At 68.2% G+C, this 17675-nt stretch carries 9 protein-coding genes and 3 tRNA genes; 6 read left to right on the top strand and 6 right to left on the bottom strand.

What is annotated here, in order from left to right:
* The 6 genes from AC06FD_RS20140 to AC06FD_RS20115 form a co-directional block, all read right to left on the bottom strand.
* Positions 1-129: GTP-binding protein (locus AC06FD_RS20140; protein WP_049472324.1), on the bottom strand; the 129-nt coding region annotated here is incomplete at its 3' end.
* Positions 130-169: 40 nt separating this feature from the next.
* A tRNA-Thr gene (locus AC06FD_RS20135) sits at positions 170-245 on the bottom strand.
* A gap of 47 nt (positions 246-292) precedes the next feature.
* A tRNA-Gly gene (locus tag AC06FD_RS20130) sits at positions 293-366 on the bottom strand.
* A 28-nt stretch (positions 367-394) separates the two neighbouring features.
* Positions 395-480: transfer RNA gene (locus tag AC06FD_RS20125), tRNA-Tyr, on the bottom strand.
* 138 nt (positions 481-618) lie between these two features.
* Positions 619-1632, bottom strand: coding sequence for an isoaspartyl peptidase/L-asparaginase family protein (locus AC06FD_RS20120; protein ID WP_478078715.1), 1014 nt, complete (start codon positions 1630-1632; stop codon positions 619-621).
* Positions 1633-1760: 128 nt separating this feature from the next.
* A complete protein-coding gene (locus tag AC06FD_RS20115; protein ID WP_478078714.1) occupies positions 1761-2774 on the bottom strand; it encodes a cyanophycinase in 1014 nt (337 codons plus the stop codon).
* A gap of 168 nt (positions 2775-2942) precedes the next feature.
* Here AC06FD_RS20115 and AC06FD_RS20110 point away from each other — a divergent pair, with 168 nt between their 5' ends.
* The 6 genes from AC06FD_RS20110 to AC06FD_RS20085 all read left to right on the top strand — a co-directional run bounded on the left by AC06FD_RS20110 (position 2943) and on the right by AC06FD_RS20085 (position 17672).
* Positions 2943-5693, top strand: a complete 2751-nt coding sequence (locus AC06FD_RS20110) for a TonB-dependent receptor plug domain-containing protein (RefSeq protein WP_478078713.1) — start codon at positions 2943-2945, stop codon at positions 5691-5693.
* A gap of 153 nt (positions 5694-5846) precedes the next feature.
* A complete protein-coding gene (locus AC06FD_RS20105) occupies positions 5847-8699 on the top strand; it encodes a response regulator (RefSeq protein ID WP_478078712.1) in 2853 nt (950 codons plus the stop codon).
* Complete coding sequence (locus tag AC06FD_RS20100) at positions 8696-9934, top strand: EAL domain-containing response regulator (protein WP_259208988.1); 1239 nt, start codon at positions 8696-8698, stop codon at positions 9932-9934. The genes AC06FD_RS20105 and AC06FD_RS20100 overlap by 4 nt, the downstream gene beginning before the upstream one ends.
* 140 nt (positions 9935-10074) lie before the next feature.
* Positions 10075-13287, top strand: coding sequence for a hybrid sensor histidine kinase/response regulator (locus tag AC06FD_RS20095; RefSeq protein ID WP_478078711.1), 3213 nt, complete (start codon positions 10075-10077; stop codon positions 13285-13287).
* Positions 13288-13317: 30 nt separating this feature from the next.
* Positions 13318-13959 (top strand): response regulator, encoded by a 642-nt coding sequence (locus AC06FD_RS20090; protein ID WP_259208992.1) that lies wholly within the window; start codon positions 13318-13320, stop codon positions 13957-13959.
* A 431-nt stretch (positions 13960-14390) separates the two neighbouring features.
* Positions 14391-17672 carry an autotransporter outer membrane beta-barrel domain-containing protein gene (locus AC06FD_RS20085; protein WP_478078710.1) on the top strand — a complete coding sequence of 1094 codons (3282 nt, stop codon included), beginning with the start codon at positions 14391-14393 and terminating at the stop codon, positions 17670-17672.
* Positions 17673-17675: the final 3 nt, after the last annotated feature.

Below are 17675 nucleotides of genomic sequence, written 5' to 3'. Positions count from 1 at the left end.
CTCGCCACCGAAGCGCTCAGCACCGATCTTGGTCAGTGCGGCGGTCAGCGTGGTCTTGCCGTGGTCGACGTGACCGATGGTGCCGACGTTGACGTGCGGCTTGGTGCGCTCGAACTTACCCTTGGCCATGGCTGCTTATCTCGAAATCGTCTGAATGGTGGCACTTAGATGGTGCTCACGAAAGGAATCGAACCTTCGACCTCCTCCTTACCAAGGAGGTGCTCTACCGACTGAGCTACGTGAGCGAGTTTTGAATTATGGCACGAATTTGAATATATTCAAACTCATTCAATGGAGCGGGAGACGGGGATCGAACCCGCACCATCAGCTTGGAAGGCTGAGGTTCTACCATTGAACTACTCCCGCATCGGAAGCTCTTGCCACAACATGAAACTGGTGGAGGGAGGTGGATTCGAACCACCGAAGGCGTAAGCCAGCAGATTTACAGTCTGCCCCCGTTGGCCGCTTGGGTATCCCTCCTTACCACCCTGTCCCGTGGCGCCGAAGCGTTTTCGGTGTGGGGTGGAAGAGCCGTGAATTTTGGGGGTGAAGACGGGTTCTGTCAACACTCTTTTTCAACTTTTTCACGCGAATCGCAATTTGCCTTGTGGGCGCAGGCTATTGGCCAGGAAGCGGCAGCGGCTCGTCGGCGAAGATCGCCACGTGAGGCACGCCATCGGCGCCGATCCAGCCGCGATACATGCCCTGCGTGTTGAACGGCGTCGCGGCGCGGCCATCGGCGGAGAGCACGATCGCCCCGCCATCGCCGCCAAGGGCGGGAATGCGCTCGTTGATCACGGCGCGGCCGGCTTCGACCGGGCCCTGCTTGAGGTACTGCATGCGCGCGCAGATGTCGTACGCCGCTGCGGTGCGGATGTAGTACTCGCCCCAGCCGGTGCCCGACACCGCACAGGTGGCGTTGGCATAGGTGCCGGCGCCGATGATGGGAGAATCGCCGACCCGGCCGTAGCGCTTGTTGGTCATGCCACCGGTGGAGGTGCCGGCGGCGAGATGGCCCTGCGCGTCCAGGGCGACGGCACCGACCGTGCCGAAGTGCCGCGCGGTCTCCAGGTCCGCATGGGCCTGGCCAGCGGCCTCCTCCTTCAATGCGCGCTGCAACTGCCGCCAGCGCTTCTCGGTGCGGAAGTAGGACGGATCGACCAGGGAAATGCCCTGGGTCGCGGCAAACGCCTCCGCGCCCTGTCCCACCATCATCACGTGCGGCGAATGCTGCATGACCGCCTCGGCCAGCAGGATCGGATTGCGCACGCGCTGCACGCCGGCCACCGCACCGGCCTTCAGGCTGGCGCCATCCATCAGGGAGGCATCGAGCTCGTTGCGCCCGTCGTGGGTGAACACGGCACCCTTGCCGGCGTTGAAGGTGGGATCGTCCTCCAGCACGGTGATCGCGGCGGTCACCGCCTCCAGCGCCGGCTTGCCGGCGGCCAGCGCCCGGTGGCCGCTGAGCAGCGCCTGGCGCAGGGCGGCGCGCGCGGCCGTTTCTTCGGCCGGGGACAGATCCTTGCGCTCCACGCCCGCCCCGCCGTGCAGGACCAGGACCGGTTCGGCGCCGGCAGCCAGCAACGGCATGGACAGGCACAACGTCAACAACACACCAGCAGGACGTGACATGGGCAGGCACCGCGTCGGGGACAGGGCGCCATCATGGCATGCGCGGCCAGACCCCCTGCGCCGCTCCCAGGACACCCCCATGACGCTGGCTCCGCGCCACGCCAGACGCCTCCACGCCCGGCGTGGACCTACGGGCCTGGCGCCAGTTCCAGGCCCCCCTCGCGGATATCGGCGGTCATCCGGAACGCGGCATCCTCTACGCGGAACCCGTCCAGGTGCAGCAGGCTGCCGCTGCCGACCCCGGTGACCGGGATCGCGTGGAAGTCCAGTGGCTCGCCGTCACGCAGGCGCTCGGCGGTGTGCCGCGGCATGACCAGCCAGGCGTAGCCCTCGTCATTGCTGAGCACGCGCCCGCGGCCATCGGCCTCCACGCATAGCGCGGTGTCCTCGTCCACGCCGATGCCGACCATGTCCACGCGGCCGGCCTGCTGGGCGGCGCGGGCGACGAACACGATCAGCCGGCCCAGCCGATCGCGCTTGCCGAAGTGGGTATCGGTGATGACGTTGGCCAGGTAGGGCATGGCCAGGAAATCGTTGTCCAGGGTGACCGCGCTGCCCATCGGGTCGCGCAGCGCGCGTTCGGAGGTGACGCTGCCACCGTCCAGGGCGCCGTAGCTGTAACCGCCCAGGATGGCCAGGCCGGCGCTGGTGCCCGCGATCGGCCGGCCGGCGCGCACGTGCGCGTTGAGCGCGTCGTTGAGCGCGGTGCCTTTCCAGAAGCGGATGTAGCGGGACTGGTCGCCACCGGCGATGAAGATCGCATCGGCCGCGGCCACCACCCGCAGCACCGCCGGGTCCTCGGCGGCGCGGCGACTGTCGAACACCAGGGTCTGCACCGACGCGGCCCCGCCGATATCGCGGTACAGGCGATCCTGCAGGTCGTCGGCACCGGAGGCGCGCAGGATCACCACGCGGCCATGCCCGGCGCGCTGCAGCCACCACTGGAAGGCGGCGGGCACCCACTCGCCACCGCCCATCAGCATCATCGCCGGCTCGGTGTGCAGGGCCGGCGCGGCGTCCAGGTCGCCGACCTCGTAATAGCGGAAGCCGGGGTCCTGCAGGGACTGGGCGTGGACGGGCAGCAGCGCGGCGGTGAGCAGCAGGCCGAGGGTCCGGCCGAACCGGCGGAAAGCCTTGTGCACGTAGATCTCCCTGAATGAAATCGGGGTGGAACCGCTTTCACTCTTTGCCAGAGAACATGGCAGTGGTCAACCCCGTAAAAAAGGCGTTAAATGCGCGCCGTCCATTCGCGAAATGTGAATGGGGGACGGGCCTCCCTCGAGGCCGACTCTTTCTTCTCGAGAATTCTCATGCGTAAACAGGCGATGGCGTGGTCGATCCAGCTGGCGTTGATGGGTGTGGCCGCGACCGCAGGCGCACAGTCTCCGGCCGTTTCCGGAGTGCAGCAGCTGGACACGGTGCAGGTCACCGGCTCGCGGATTCCGCGCGCGCAGGTGGAAGGCCCGGCCCCGGTCACGGTGATCACCGCCGAGCAGATCCAGGCCAGCGGCTTCACCAGCGTGCCGGACGTGTTGCGCTCGATGACCCAGAACGGCGGTGAGACCCAGAGCCAGCAGTCCTCCAGCGGCGCCGACTTCTCCCCGGGTGCGCAGCAGGTGGACCTGCGCGGGCTGGGCCCGAACCACACCCTGGTGCTGGTCAACGGCCGCCGCATCGCCGACTTCCCGATGCCGTTCCAGGGCCGCAGCAACTTCACCGATGTCTCCAACATCCCGATCGGGATGATCGAGCGGATCGAAGTGCTGACCGGCAGCGCCTCGGCGATCTATGGCTCGGATGCGATCGCCGGCGTGGTCAACTTCATCCTGAAGAAGCATGTCGATGGCACCACGGTGGACGTGCGCATGGGCACGGCCACCGAAGGCGGCGCCGATTCCTTCGATATCAGCCTGGCCAGTGGCTTCGACGCCGGCCGCTTCAGCGCGGTGTACAGCCTGGAACTGCAGTCGCAGACCCCGCTGTGGGCGTATGAGCGCGGCCAGCAGGACTCCACCCTGGACGCACCGACCGAGAGCGCCCGCGCGGCGCGGCGCGCCTACCTGCGCACCGACTACAACGACGACTACCTCGACCCGGGCCAGGCCACCTGCGACGCGCTGGCCGGCCAGAACCGCGGCAGCACCGGCTATGCCGAGCGCGCGCGCTACGGCTTCTACTGCGGCAGCGACACGTCGATCGGCTACGGCACGATCCTCAGCAAGCGCCGTGGCGTGAACGGCTACGCCTCCCTGAACTATGCCTTCGACAACGGCGCCAGCTGGTTCGCCGATGTGCAGATGGGCTACCACGACATCGCGCTGATGCGCGATGTGACCCAGTGGGGCCGGATGGCCGCCGACGGCAACGAGGACGGCTATTTCTACAACCAGGCCACCGACCAGGTGGAGTTCTGGCAGCGCCAGTTCTCGCCGGAAGAGATGGGCGGGCTGCGCAACGGCATGATCCGCAGCACGCAGAAGACCTTCAGCGTCACCACCGGCTTCAAGGGCAGCCTGGACGCGAACTGGGACTACGAGGCGTCGCTGAGCCACTCGCAGTACCAGTCGTCGATCCGCTGGCCGCAGATCATCGCCGCCAAGGCCAACGCGCTGTTCCTGGGCGAGCAGCTGGGCGAGTACACCGATGACGACGACAACGTGTTCCCGGTCTTCAATGCCGACCCGGCGCGCCTGTACCGGCCGCTGAGCCGCAGCGAATACGATGCGATCGCCGCGAAGACCACCTACACCCCGAAGTCGCGCACCGATACCGCCGCGCTGACCCTGACCAACGGCGAGCTGTTCTCGCTGCCCGGCGGCAAGGCCGGCTTCGCCGCCACTGCCGAGTTCGGCAACCAGTCCTATGCGCTCAATCCCGATCCGCTGGCGACCGAGTACTACTACTACAGCTGGAAGGATTCGGACGGCCACGGCAGCCGCAACCGCTGGGCCACAGCCGCCGAACTGCGCCTGCCGCTGCACGACACCCTCAACGTGAGCGTGGCCGGTCGCTACGACCAGTACCGCTATTCGGGCAACAGCATCGGCAAGGCGACCTGGAGCGGCGGCATCGAATGGCGCCCGATCGACACCCTGCTGGTACGCGGCTCCTACGGCACCGCGTTCCGCGCGCCGGACCTGCACTATGTGTATGCCGGCCCGGGCAACGACGAGACCAGCAACAACGACTACTACACCTGCCAGCTGGACCAGGCCGAGGACTGCTCGGATTACGAGGAAAACCTGATCCGCACGCGCGAAGGCAACCGCAAGCTCGATCCGGAGACCAGCACGTCCTGGAGTGCCGGCTTCGTCTGGTCGCCGGCGATCGGGCTGGACCTGTCGGTGGACTGGTTCGACATCGACATGCGCGACCAGGTGCAGGACATGGACGTGGGCACCATCCTGCGCGATGAAGCGGCGTGCCGGCTGGGCAACGCCGATGCCAACTCGCCGACCTGTGTCGATGCGATGAGCCGCGTCAGCCGCACCAGCGATGGCCGCCTGTACGGGGTGCACGTCAACCCGATCAACATCGCGCGCGAGACCACCCGTGGCATCGATGTGGGCCTGCGTTACCGGCTGAGCACCGGGGTTGGCGACTTCATCCTGAGTGGCAACTACACCTGGGTGAAGACGCACGACTTCCAGCAGTTCGAGGGCGATGTGGTCGAAGACCAGTTCGCGGTCAACAGCGGCTTCGACATCCCGCGCACCAAGACCAGTGCGAGCATCACCTGGGAGAAGGAGGCCTGGTCGGCCACCGTGTACGGCTCGCGGCTGGGCAGGCTGCCGACCTACGACAGCTACGACCAGAGCTTCGACCCGGACAGCGGCGACAGCCCCTGGATCGGCGCCACGTACCGCTACAACGTGTCGCTGCAGTACCGGTTCGACGACCACTCGCGCCTGTCGTTGTCGGTGGTGAACGTGGCCAACAAGATGCCGCCCAAGGACGTGACGTATACGGCGTACCCGTACTACGACGTGTCCTGGTTCGATACCGTGGGCCGGACGGTGAACCTGCAGTACACGCACAAGTTTGGTGGCAGCGCGCTGTAAGCGGCTCTCTGCACGCAGCACCGGACGGGCCCGCCACTGTGCGGGCCCGTCCGTTTTCATCCAGCTGAACGGCGTCCGTGGGGCGATCCCGACAGCGCCGGTTTTAGGGATCGGCTGATGTGCCCGGGCAGCCGCGCTTCCTAGCATGCGCGCATGCATCGTCTCCTGCCCCGACGTTCCACCCTTGACGCCCCGGTCGTGGCGGCCAACGTGCTGCTGCGCTGGTTGTCGCTGTGCGTGCTGTTCTGCCTGCTGGGCACGGCCGGGTTCTACCTGCTGGCACAGCTGAGCGAGGATGTGTCGGTGCATCGCCGCGACATGAACGCTGCCGCCTACCGTGCGCAGGTGTATTTCGACCATCGGGAAGCGCTGTTGAACTACCTGGTGGATTCGGTGGTGGAATCGCCGCGGGCCGCGACCGCCCCTGCCCGGCCGGATGATGGCGAAGACAGCGAGATACGGCGGCTGCCGCTGGGGATGGGCCACGACGGCCGGCAGCTCAGTCTGCTGCTGTCCGCGCGCGCCGAGCAGACCCTGGCCGACTTCGGCGCGCGCCTGGTCCACGTGAGCGACGATCCGCAGGCGCCGCGGCAGTGGCTGCAGGGTCGGCACACGCCGGCGACACCGCCGCCGGACGAACTGACCGCGCCAGCGCTGCGCACACACGCCGCCCGCGCCGCACCCGGTACCGAGGTGTACTGGCTGCCCTCACGCCGGCCGGAGGGCGGCGTCTACCTGTATCGCGCAGCCGAGGACGGCCCTGACCCGGCCCATTGGCTGGTGTTGGCGCTGGATCCGGCGGCGGTGGCACGCACGGTCAACGGCAAGGGCATCGGCGAGTTCCTGCTGCTGGACCAGCGCGGACAGCCGGTGCTGTCCAGCCCATCGGCCACCGATCCGCCCATGACCTGGCTGCGCGGCCAGCACGCGGATGCCTTCGCCTTCGTCTGGGCACACGGGCTGCCCAAGGGGCTGGCCCTGGTCAAGAGCATCGGCCAGGACGGCTGGCGGCTTGTCTACCACCTTCCCTCGTCGCTGCTGCTGCGCGACATGGCCGTGCACATCACGGTGTCGCTGCTGGTATGCCTTGCCGCGATCGCGGCGTTGCGGCTGCTGATCCGACGTATCGACCGCCAACTCATCCAGCCGGCCCATCGCCAGCACCTTCAGCTGCTGGAGAGCGTCGATTTTGGCAGCACGGTGATCGAAATGGCGCCGGTGGGCATGTGCGTGCTGCGCTGCCACGATGCCCGGGTGATGCTGGAAAACCAGCTCGCGCGGGACTGGCTGGGCCGCGATACCGGCACCGGCGACTGGACCGGGGCGTGGCGTCGCACCGGTGACCTTGCCCAATGCACTGCGCGCGGCCGCCGCGCGGTCGACTTCACCACCGCCGATGGCCGTCAATTACAAGTGCTGTACGCATCCACGCGGTACCACGGCGACGACGTGCTGCTGTGCGTGTTCAACGACATCAGCCGGCACCGCCAGATCCAGGCGGCGCTGTCGGCGGCCAAGCAGGCCGCCGACGAGGCCAGCCAGGCCAAGAGCGCGTTCGTGGCGACCATGAGCCATGAGATCCGCACGCCGTTGTACGGCGTGCTCGGCACGCTTGAACTGCTGGGCAACACCGCCCTGGATCCACGCCAGGCGCAGTATCTCAAGACGATCCAGCACTCCTCGTCGGTGCTGCTGCAACTGATCAGCGACATCCTGGATGTCTCCAAGATCGAGTCGGGCCAGCTCACCCTGGCCAGTTCCACCTTTTCGCCGCTGGACCTGGCCGAAACCACGCTGCGCGCCTATGCGGCCGCTGCCGCCCGCAAGCAGCTGCAGATCGTGGTCTGCACCGATCCGCGCCTGCCCGCGCAGGTGGCCGGCGATGCCGACCGCATCCGCCAGGTACTGGGCAACCTGCTCAGCAACGCGATCAAGTTCACCGACAGCGGCCGCATCGTGCTGCGGGTGAAGCTGCTCGCGTGCGAAGGCGGCACCGCCACGGTCAGCTGGCAGGTCACCGATACCGGCATCGGGATCGCCGCCGCCGAGCATGCGCGGCTGTTCGAGCCCTTCCGACAGGCCAGCGGCCATGGTCGCGCCGACGGCACCGGACTGGGGCTGTCGATCAGCGACCATCTGGTGCGGCTGATGAACGGCGAGATGCGCCTGGTCAGCGAGCCCGGGCTCGGCAGCAGCTTCACCGTGATCCTGCCGCTGGGCGTGGACGCAGGCGTGTTGGCCGATGCCGACGCGTGTACCGATGGCCCGCACCTGCTCCCCCACCCGCCCGTCTACGTGCGCGCCGCCCTGGCCGAGCTCACCGACAGCGCGTGCCAATGGCTGCAGCGCTGGGGCGCCAGCGCGCGCCGCTACAACGCCGACCTGCCGGTGCCCAGGGAGCCGGGCGCGATCCTGGTGGACAGCGATCCGCGCGACATGACGCCGATTGAATGGCCCGGCCCGCGGGTGGTCGCACTGGCCGATGCCGGCGACCCGGTCTGCGAGGACCCGACGCAGCCGGACCAGTTGACGGTCACCACGCTCAGCATTCGGGCCATCGCCGATGCGGTGTTCCGCCTGCAGCAGGGCAACCAGGCACCACCGGCCCTGGCAACGCGTGCCCCGCGCGCGTCCCTGGGGCTGCACGTGCTGGTGGCCGAGGACAACCCGATCAACCGGCTGATCCTGAAGGAACAGCTGGAGACGCTGGGCTGCAGCGTGGTCACCGCCTGCGACGGGCATGAAGCGCTGGCCCGCTGCACTACCGAGGTGTTCGATGTGGTGCTGACCGACATCAACATGCCCGGCCTGGGCGGCCACGCGCTGGCCCGGCACCTGCGTCAGCAGGGCCATGCGATGCCGGTGATCGGCGCCACCGCCAATGCCACCCCCGAAGAACGCGAGCGCTGCCTGGCCGGCGGCATGACCGATTACCTGGTGAAGCCGATCGACATCGGCACCCTCCGCCATGCGCTGGGCGGATTGACCGCAGGAGCCCCGACGTGAGCAACCACCGTGTACTGATCCTGGAAGACCAGCCGTTCCAGCGCGGCTTCCTGGCCAACATGTTCAATGCCGCGCCCGGCATCGCCACCGACACCTGCGGTGATGCGGCGCATGCGGTGGAGATGTGCCACTGGCGCCGCTACGACCTGGTCGTGACCGACCTGATGATGCCGGGCGTGGATGGCATCCAGTTCATCCAGGCGCTGGCCGCGCAGGAGCATCGGCCGATGCTGGCGCTGGTCAGTTCGGCGTCGCAACGGATGATGGCCTCGGCACGCCTCATGGCCGAATCGCTGGGCATCACCGTGCTCGGTATCCTGCCCAAGCCCGTCGCCCCCGCCGACGTCGGCGAACTGCTGGCCCAGCTTGAACTGGCGAGCGCCGACGCCGCGCCGGCGAGCACAGCGGCCGAGGCGCCGATCGTGGCCAGCCGCGAGCGCCTGTGCGAGGCGATCAGCGGGGGCCAGATCACCGCCTGGTTCCAGCCGAAGAAGTCGCTGGACTCGGGCCTGGTAGTGGCCGCCGAGGCGCTGGTGCGCTGGCGTCATCCCGAGCACGGCACGCTGCAGGCCGGTCGCTTCCTGCCGCTGATCCAACAGCATGGACTGGAGCCGGCGCTGCTGCGGCATATCCTCAAGGCCAGCGTGCAGGCACAGGCGCGTTGGCGCGAACAGGGCTTCCGTATCCCGGTGTCGATCAACCTGCCGCCGCACCTGCTGGAGCGCAGCAGCCTGCCCGATGAACTGCTGGAGCTGACCCTCACGCATGGCGGTGTTCCTGCCGATCTGTGCTTCGAGCTGATGGAAAGCAGCACCACCCACCACGTCAGCGACTACTACGCTGGCGCCTGCCGGTTGCGCATGAAGGGCTTCGGGCTGGCCCAGGACGATTTCGGTCAGGGCCTGAGCTCGGTGCACAACCTGGTCAGCACCCCCTTCACCGAGGTCAAGATCGACCGTGCGCTGGTGCGCGGCTGCGCGCGCGACCCGGCGCTGCACAGCGCGCTGGCCACGGTGATCGCGCTGGGCAGCAAGCTGGGCCTGAACATCGTCGCCGAGGGGGTGGAGACCGATGCCGAGCTGGCCACCCTGCGCAGGCTGGGCTGCAACCAGGTCCAGGGGTTCCTGATTTCGCGCGCGATTCCCGCCGAAACCTTTGGTGCATTGCTGGACCAGGAAAAGGCCGCGCACCGGCACACCGACCTGGGCCACCCGGACACCCGCGCCACGCGCTGAGCCGTTGCCGGCCGGCATTCACCACGCCATCCAGCGCGGCCCCGCATCCTTGCGCATCCGGACGCAGCGGTCGACGATCGCGGGGGCATGCAGCATCGCGCTGCCCCCGCGCTACGCTGCCACCACCAGAAGGGGATTCCATGCCCGAGGCCGCACCCATCCGCCAGCTCGCCCGCCGTTCGCTGCGCGTCCATGCGCTGCTGATCGGCGTGATCGTCCTGGCCACGATCCAGGCCGGGCTGGTGCTGTCGACCACGCTGCAGTTGCTGCGCGAAGAACAGGACAAGATCGAGTTCCACTTCCGCCGCCTGGATGGCGCGCTGCAGGAACAGGAGCGCTTCATGCGGCGCTGGCGCGCCCATGATCACGAGCGCGCAGCGCTGCCCGGCGGTCCACCGGGAACCGTCCACGGCCAGCCACTGTCGGGCAGCGTGGAGGCCGCCAATCCGGCACGGGCCTATATCCCGTTCTCGGTACTGCACGACCAGACGCCGCCACCGCCCACGGCATCGGCGCTGGGCGGGCGATTCTCGGGGTTCTATGGCGCGTTCTGGGCGGAATCGCTGTACCCCTCGCCGCGCTGCCTGCTGGTCAGCGGCGAAGGCACGGCGGGATTGCTGGTGCCGCTCACGGTGGACGACATCGATCCGGTGCGGCCCGCGTCGGCGTCGATGCAGGCGCTCCTGCACTACATCCACGCGGTGGCAGCCAGTGTCTCGCTGCAGCGTGGCGATGTGCGCTGGTTCCAGCGCGATCCCGGCGATGGCAACAACCGCCTGCTGTCGATCGCGCAGGCACCGCAGGACATCGGCGCGTGGGGCGATACGGACGCCCGGGCCATGCCGGCGATCGCCTGCCTGCTGGACCTGACGCGCCTGGACGACCGTCGTCAGCTGCTGGGCGAGACGATCTACGACCAGTTGTCCATCATCGACCCGAACGGTCGACCGGTGCACGGCCCACACCTGGAGGGCAGCGGCGCGCAGCGCAGCTTCACCCGTGACGGCGTGGTCTACCGCATGCGAACCAGCGACGGCTGGCAGGCCGTGTACCAGGTGCGCTGGGCACGTCTTCTCAGCCATCCCCGCGGGCCGCTGATCGGCAGCGTGATCGCCGCGCTGCTGCTGGCGCTCGGGGGCGTGCTGGTGCTGCGCAGCTATCGGCGCTCGGTGCTGGTCCCGCTGCGCGAGAATCATGAGCGTCTGCTGGAGAGCGAAGCGTTCAGCCGCACCGTGCTGGACGCGGCCCCCATCGGTCTGTGTCTGCTGCGCCAGCGCGACGGCCAGGTGATCCTGGAGAATGCCCTGGCGCGCAACTGGCTGGGCGAGTCGCCCGACGCACCCGGCTGGCATGGCGGCTGGCGCGACGATGCGTGGGCCGACGCGGAGACCCAGCGCCCGGCCACGCGGCCCTACACCACGCCCGACGGACGCCACCTCCTGGTGACCGTCACCGCTGCACGCTACCGCCGCGAGCCGGTGATGCTGTGCCTGTTCATCGACCTCACCGCCCAGCACGACGCCGAGCGGGAGCAGGCGCGCGTGGCCGCCGACCAGGCCAACCGGGCCAAGAGTCTGTTCCTGGCCACCATGAGCCATGAAATCCGCACGCCGCTGTACGGTGTGCTGGGCACGCTGGAGCTGCTCGGACTGACCCCGCTGGACAGCCGCCAGCAGGAATACGTGGGCACCATCCAGCGCTCTTCCTCCACGCTGATGCAGTTGATCAGCGACATCCTGGACGTATCCAAGGCCGAGGCCGGGCAGCTGGTCCTGGAACCGGTCGCGTTCTGTCCGGCCGGATTGACCGAGGAAGTACTGCGCTCGTATGCCGGTTCGGCCACGCGCAAGCGCCTGCAGCTGTATGCCTGCATCGACGGCAATGTGCCAGCACTGGTGATCGGCGATGCCGCGCGCATCCGGCAGGTGCTCAACAACCTGATCAGCAACGCGATCAAGTTCACCGACGCCGGCCGTATCGTCGTGCGCCTGCGTGCGGTGGACGCGACAGGGGCATTGCCGCGGCTGAGCTGGCAGGTGGCCGACACCGGCATCGGCATCCAGCAGGAACACCAGGCGCGGCTGTTCGAGCCGTTCTACCAGGCCAATCCGGGCACCGATGCCATGCGCGGCACTGGCCTGGGGCTGGCGATCAGCGCGCACCTGGTGGAGTTGATGGGCGGTGAACTGCGGGTGGTCAGCGACAGCGGGCTGGGCAGCAGTTTCAGCTTCGACCTGCCGCTGGACGAAAGCCCCGCCCTCGCCGAGCAGCGTCCGGGCTTCGACGGGCACGACGTGGTCTACGTGCGCTCGCCATCGCGCGAACTGGCCGACAACCTGTGCGAGCGCCTGCGTCAGCGTGGCGCCGCCGCACAGGTCTACCACAGCGAATCGGCGCAGAACTTCAGCACGCATACCCCCTTGCTGGACGTGCTGCTGGACGAACACGACCCGGGCTGGAGCGGGCCGCACGTGGTGGCCAGGACCGATGGCGGTGACCATCCCGAGCGGATCGACGGGCGCTGGGAGGTGTCCATGCACAACCTGGATGCCATGGTGGACGCACTGCTGATGGCGATGGGGGGCGATGCGCCTCGGCAGGCGCCGACCGCGGCGCCGCAGTTCCGTCGACTCGGGCTGCACGTCCTGGTCGCCGAGGACAACCCGATCAACCAGATGATCCTGCGCGAACAGCTGGAACAGCTGGGCTGCCATGCGGTGGTGGCCAGCGATGGCGACGAAGCACTGGGCTACTGGGCACAACGGCGCTTCGACGCGGTGCTTACCGACGTCAACATGCCGCACATCGATGGCTATGCCCTCACCCGCCGGCTGCGTGCGGACGGCGTGCGCGTGCCGATCATCGGCGCCACCGCCAATGCCGCACCGGAAGAGCGCGAGCGCTGTCGCAGCGCCGGCATGGACAGTTGCCTGGTCAAGCCGATCTCGCTGCAGGCGCTGTACCGCCAGCTCAGTGGGTTGGCCGGGCCGATCGCCCCGACCGCGGTAGACCTTCCACCGCCCCGCGATGTGCCGGTCGATACGCTTGTCGTCTCCGACCACCTGCGCGCGCTGTTCCTGACCACCATGCGCAACGACCTGCAGGGTCTGTCTGCGGCCGTTGAACGCAACCAGGCCAACGAGGTGCGGCAGATGCTGCATCGCATCCGCGGGGCGTTGGTGATGGTCTCGGCGCAACGCCTGGTCGACGTCGCCCAGGTGATCGAAGATAGAATCGCCGCCGGCGCAACGGTAATGGCGTGCAGCGCGGCAGCGGAGGCCTTCCTGGTTGAACTGGAACGGGCGCTGGTGCGGCTGGAACGCTCGCCGCCGGAGGCCACCGATGTTCCCTGAGTTTTGCTCCTGCCGGTGCCGAGAACACGCATGAAGACCAAGATCGTCATTGCCGATGACCACCCGATCGTGCTGGCCGGCATCCGCGATGTCATCGACGGCGACTCGCGCCTGGAGGTGGTCGGCCAGGCGCAGAGCCCGGCGGCGCTGGTCGAGTTGATGCAGACGCTGGCACCGGACATCGTCATCACCGACTACAACATGCCCGGCGATGACGCCCTCGGCGATGGCATCAAGCTGATCTCCTACCTGCTGCGCAACTTCCCCGATGTGCAGGTGTTGATTCTGACCATGGTCTCCAATCCGTCGATCATCGCCGAGATGTACCGGGCCGGCGCCAGCGGCGTGGTGCGCAAGAGCGGCGACCTCAAGGAACTCAACGTGGCCCTGTCCGCGTTGCTGGCCCAGCGCGTGTACCGCTCGCCGGACCTGCCCCGCGAGGAGGCCCTGCCCGAGGCCGGCGACGCCTCTTCGGCCTCGCTGCTGTCCCCGCGCGAGTTCGAGGTGATCCGGCTGTTCGCCAACGGCCAGAGCGTGGGCGACATCGCCAGGCGCCTGAACCGCAGCGGCAAGACCGTCAGCACCCAGAAGGTCAACGCGATGCGCAAGCTCGGCGTCAAAACCGACCAGGAGCTGATCACCTTCTGCCTGTCCTCGGACCTGTTCAACTGAGCAGGCGCAGGGCCTGCCCGGGGCCGGGGGGCACCGCGGCCGCCTGCCGCGTTCACTGACTGCCGGGCCAACCACGCCGCCGGCCGCCGCCCATTTTAGGGATCGCCTGATGTCGCCCGTGGCGGCCACTGCCTAGCCTGTGCATACCGGCAGCGCAGTGGTCGCGCCGGTATGGCTTCAAGGACGCCCCAGATGCACGCCCCCGCGTGTCGCGGCGATGGCGCTGCCATCTGCCCCCTCCCCCGCGCCTTGTCGCCATGCGGCGTTGCCGGCCTGTGCCGTTGACGCCGCGACGGTGGTCGCCGACGGCGATCGACATGGTCTGCAGATCCGTCTGGCCCACGCCGGGCGGCTGCCTTGCGACGAGAAGAAGCAGGATGAACAGAATCTACCGGTTGGTGCGGGACCCCGTGAATGGACGCTGCAAGGTGGTGTCCGAACTTGCACGGCAGCGTGGCACGGTGTCCGTGACGACGCCCGCGGTCCGCGCCGGACTGCCGACCCGGATCGCGCTCGGCGCGGCACTGCTGGCGGCCCTGCCTGCCAGCGCGCTGGACTACACCGCGCCGATCACGGTCAACGCAGGCGAGTCGCTCGACCTGGCCAGCGGTGACAGCGTGCTGCACACCGGCAGCAGCTACGCGGTGACCGTAACCGGTCGGGACGCCACGCTGCACGCCACCGACCTGGACCTGCGCGTGACCGGCAATGGCAGCGGAATCGGTGTCCTGGCCGGCGGCAGCGTGCAGATCGAGGGCGGCCACATCCAACTGGGCGACGGTAGCGCCAGCGTAGGCTATGCCTTGAATGCCAGCGGCGCGGGCAGCGTGATCCGCGCCAACAACCTGGTCATCGATGCATATCGCAACGGCTCCGGTTACGGCACGGTCAATGCCACCAGCGGCGGCAAGGTCTGGCTGACCGGCGGCCGCGTCAGCAGCGGCGGGCATGCGCTGTACGCCACCGGCAGCGGCAGCGAGCTGCACGTCACCGGCACCGAGATCAACAACGGTGGCAACAGCGCGGTGTATGCCGAAGGCGGCGCGCTGCTGGCGATGGAATCGCTGCAGCTCAGTTTTGCCCCGGGCAACAACGGTTACAGCGGCCGCCTGTCGTCCAGCGGCACCGGCAGCGTGCTGTCCCTGACCGATGTGGACGTGGTCAACGGCTACTTCGACATCAGCGAAGGTGGCCTGCTGCGCATCAACGGCGGCAGCGCCACCACCAACGGCGGCAGCGTCCGCCTGCTCGGCAACCGGACCAAGGGGATTTACGCATCGGCCGAGATAACCGGCGGAACGTTCGATACCACCGGCGGCTACGGCGTCAACGTCAACGACTGGGGCAGGCTCACCGCCAACGGCGCACATTTCACCGTGCGCGATGGCCAGTCGGGGCTGTGGTTGTCCAGCGCCGCCTCGTTGGCCGATCTGACCGATACGGTGATCAGCACCTATGGCACCAACGGCTACGGCCATGGCGTGGACGTCTGGGGCGGCACCGCGACAATGACCGGCGGCAGCATCGACACACACGGTGACGGCGTCTACGGCCTGCGTGCGTCGGGCAGCAATCCGCCCACGGCGTATTCGCGCATCCGCGCCAAGGGCTTGGACATCACCACCTACGGCAACGGCGGTGGCGGCGTGTTCCTGGGTGGCAGCACGGCCGACGCGCAGCTTGAGGACGGCCACATCACCGTGCTGGGCAATGCGGCATTCGGCATCGTGCAGATGAACACCGCACAGCTCACTGCGGACACCCTGAGCATCCATGCCAAGGGCGCAGGCAGCGGTGCCTACCGCTCCTACATCACCGTGTTCGGCCCGCACTGGGACCGCCTGACCTTCAACAACAGCCATCTGCAGACCGAAGACGGTCCCGCGCTGTGGCTGCAGGGCAGCAATCACGCGCTGACGCTCGTCAACACCGACGTGGTCGCGCGACAGGCCGGCAGCGTGGACGATGGCCGGCTGTTGCGGGTCAGCGATACCGTGTTCACCGATGGCAGCTCGGTGGCGACCTCCGACATTCTTTTCAACGCCGACAACAGCCGCCTGACCGGCGATGTCGTGGTGGACAGCGCCACCGCCAACGTGCAGATGACGCTGGCCAACGCCAGCGTGCTGACCGGCGCATTGCGCGGCGACAGCGGCTTCCACGTGGCGTCGCTGTCGCTGGATGACAGCAGCCGCTGGAACCTGCGCGGCGACTCCACCGTGGGTACGCTGCAGCACGCGGGCACCATTGCGTTCGTCGCACCCACGCAGGGCGACTTCAAGACCCTGACCATCACCGGCGACTACGTCGGCAATGGCGGCACGTGGGTGATGAATCGCCAGCTGGGCGATGACGGCTCGGCGGGCGATGCGCTGGTGATCCAGGGCAACAGCAGCGGCACCGCGACCGTGCGGGTGGACAATGCCGGTGGCGCCGGGGCCCTCACCAGCGAAGGTATCCGCCTGATCAGTGTGGCCGGCCAGTCCGACGCGCAGTTCGCGCTGCAGGGCCGCGCCGTGGCCGGTGCCTATGACTACTTCCTGTACAAGGGCGGGGTGCGCACGCCGGATGACGGCAACTGGTACCTGCGCTCGGAATATGTGGCGCCGGTGGATCCACCGGTCGATCCGGTCGATCCAGTCGATCCAGTCGATCCAGTCGATCCAGTCGATCCGGTGGCGCCGGTCGACCCGGTGGATCCCGCCACGCCGGACCCGGTCGACCCGGTCGATCCGGTTGATCCGGTGGATCCGGGCCCCAAGGTCGAACGCCCGGAGCCGGCCATCTATCTGGCCAACCAGTCGGCCGCCCTGCGCATGTTCCAGCACAGCCTACACGACCGTGCCGGCGATCCGGGTACCCGTGTCGACGCCGCTGGGTCGCGCGGCGCGCTGGCGTGGGCACGTGTACGCAGCGGCCACCTGGACCGCCACGCCGGCGGCGAGCAGATCCGCGTGGACAGCCGCGTCGACAACCTGATGGTCGGCGTTGGCCACGACCTTGCCGCCAATGCGGGCGGCCAGCTGCAACTGGGGCTGATGGGAGGCCACGGGCGCGCCAGCAGTGATGCCGTATCGACGGTGACCGGGTACACCGCGCGCGGCGTGGTCACCGGTAGCAGCGTCGGCGCGTACGGTACCTGGCTGCAGGATGCCGACATGCAGCGCGGCGCGTATGTGGACAGCTGGGTGCAGTACAGCCGCTTCCGCAACCGGGTGCAGGGTGAGGGGCTGGCCGAGGAACGCTATCGTTCGCGCAACTGGAGTGGCTCGGTGGAAGCGGGCTACGTCCTGCCGCTGCAGCGCAACGCCGATCGCGGCCTGTACCTGGAACCGCAGTTGCAGGTCGTCCACAACCATTACGACGCCGACCAGGTCATCGAAGCCAATGGCACGCAGGTGGAAAGCCGTCGCGCCGGTGGCACCAGCACCCGGCTGGGGGCGCGCCTGTATACCCGTGCGCTGACCCAGCGGCAGGGCAATGTGCATCCGTTCGTCGCGATCAACTGGTGGTCCGGCGGCACTGCGTCGGCAATCGCGGTGGACGGCGTGTCGATCCGCCGCGACCTGCCCGATGACATCTACGAGGCCAAGGCAGGCGTGCAGGTAAACCTTGCCGGTGGCTGGCGCGGCTGGGGCGAGTTGGGTCATCAGACCGGCAGCCAGGGTTACCGCGATACCAGCGCGCAGCTGGGCGTTTCCTACCGCTGGTGAGGA

The sequence above is a fragment of the Stenotrophomonas sp. Steno-Z1 genome, assembly GCF_056393175.1.
This window is presented reverse-complemented; position numbering and strand designations above follow the sequence as displayed.

Coding starts and splice junctions, on each gene's coding strand:
- AC06FD_RS20105 (WP_478078712.1), top strand. CDS start 5,847: ATGCATCGTCTCCTGCCCCGACGTTCCACCCTTGACGCCCCGGTCGTG.
- AC06FD_RS20090 (WP_259208992.1), top strand. CDS start 13,318: ATGAAGACCAAGATCGTCATTGCCGATGACCACCCGATCGTGCTGGCC.
- AC06FD_RS20095 (WP_478078711.1), top strand. CDS start 10,075: ATGCCCGAGGCCGCACCCATCCGCCAGCTCGCCCGCCGTTCGCTGCGC.
- AC06FD_RS20120 (WP_478078715.1), bottom strand. CDS start 1,632: ATGTCACGTCCTGCTGGTGTGTTGTTGACGTTGTGCCTGTCCATGCCG.
- AC06FD_RS20110 (WP_478078713.1), top strand. CDS start 2,943: ATGCGTAAACAGGCGATGGCGTGGTCGATCCAGCTGGCGTTGATGGGT.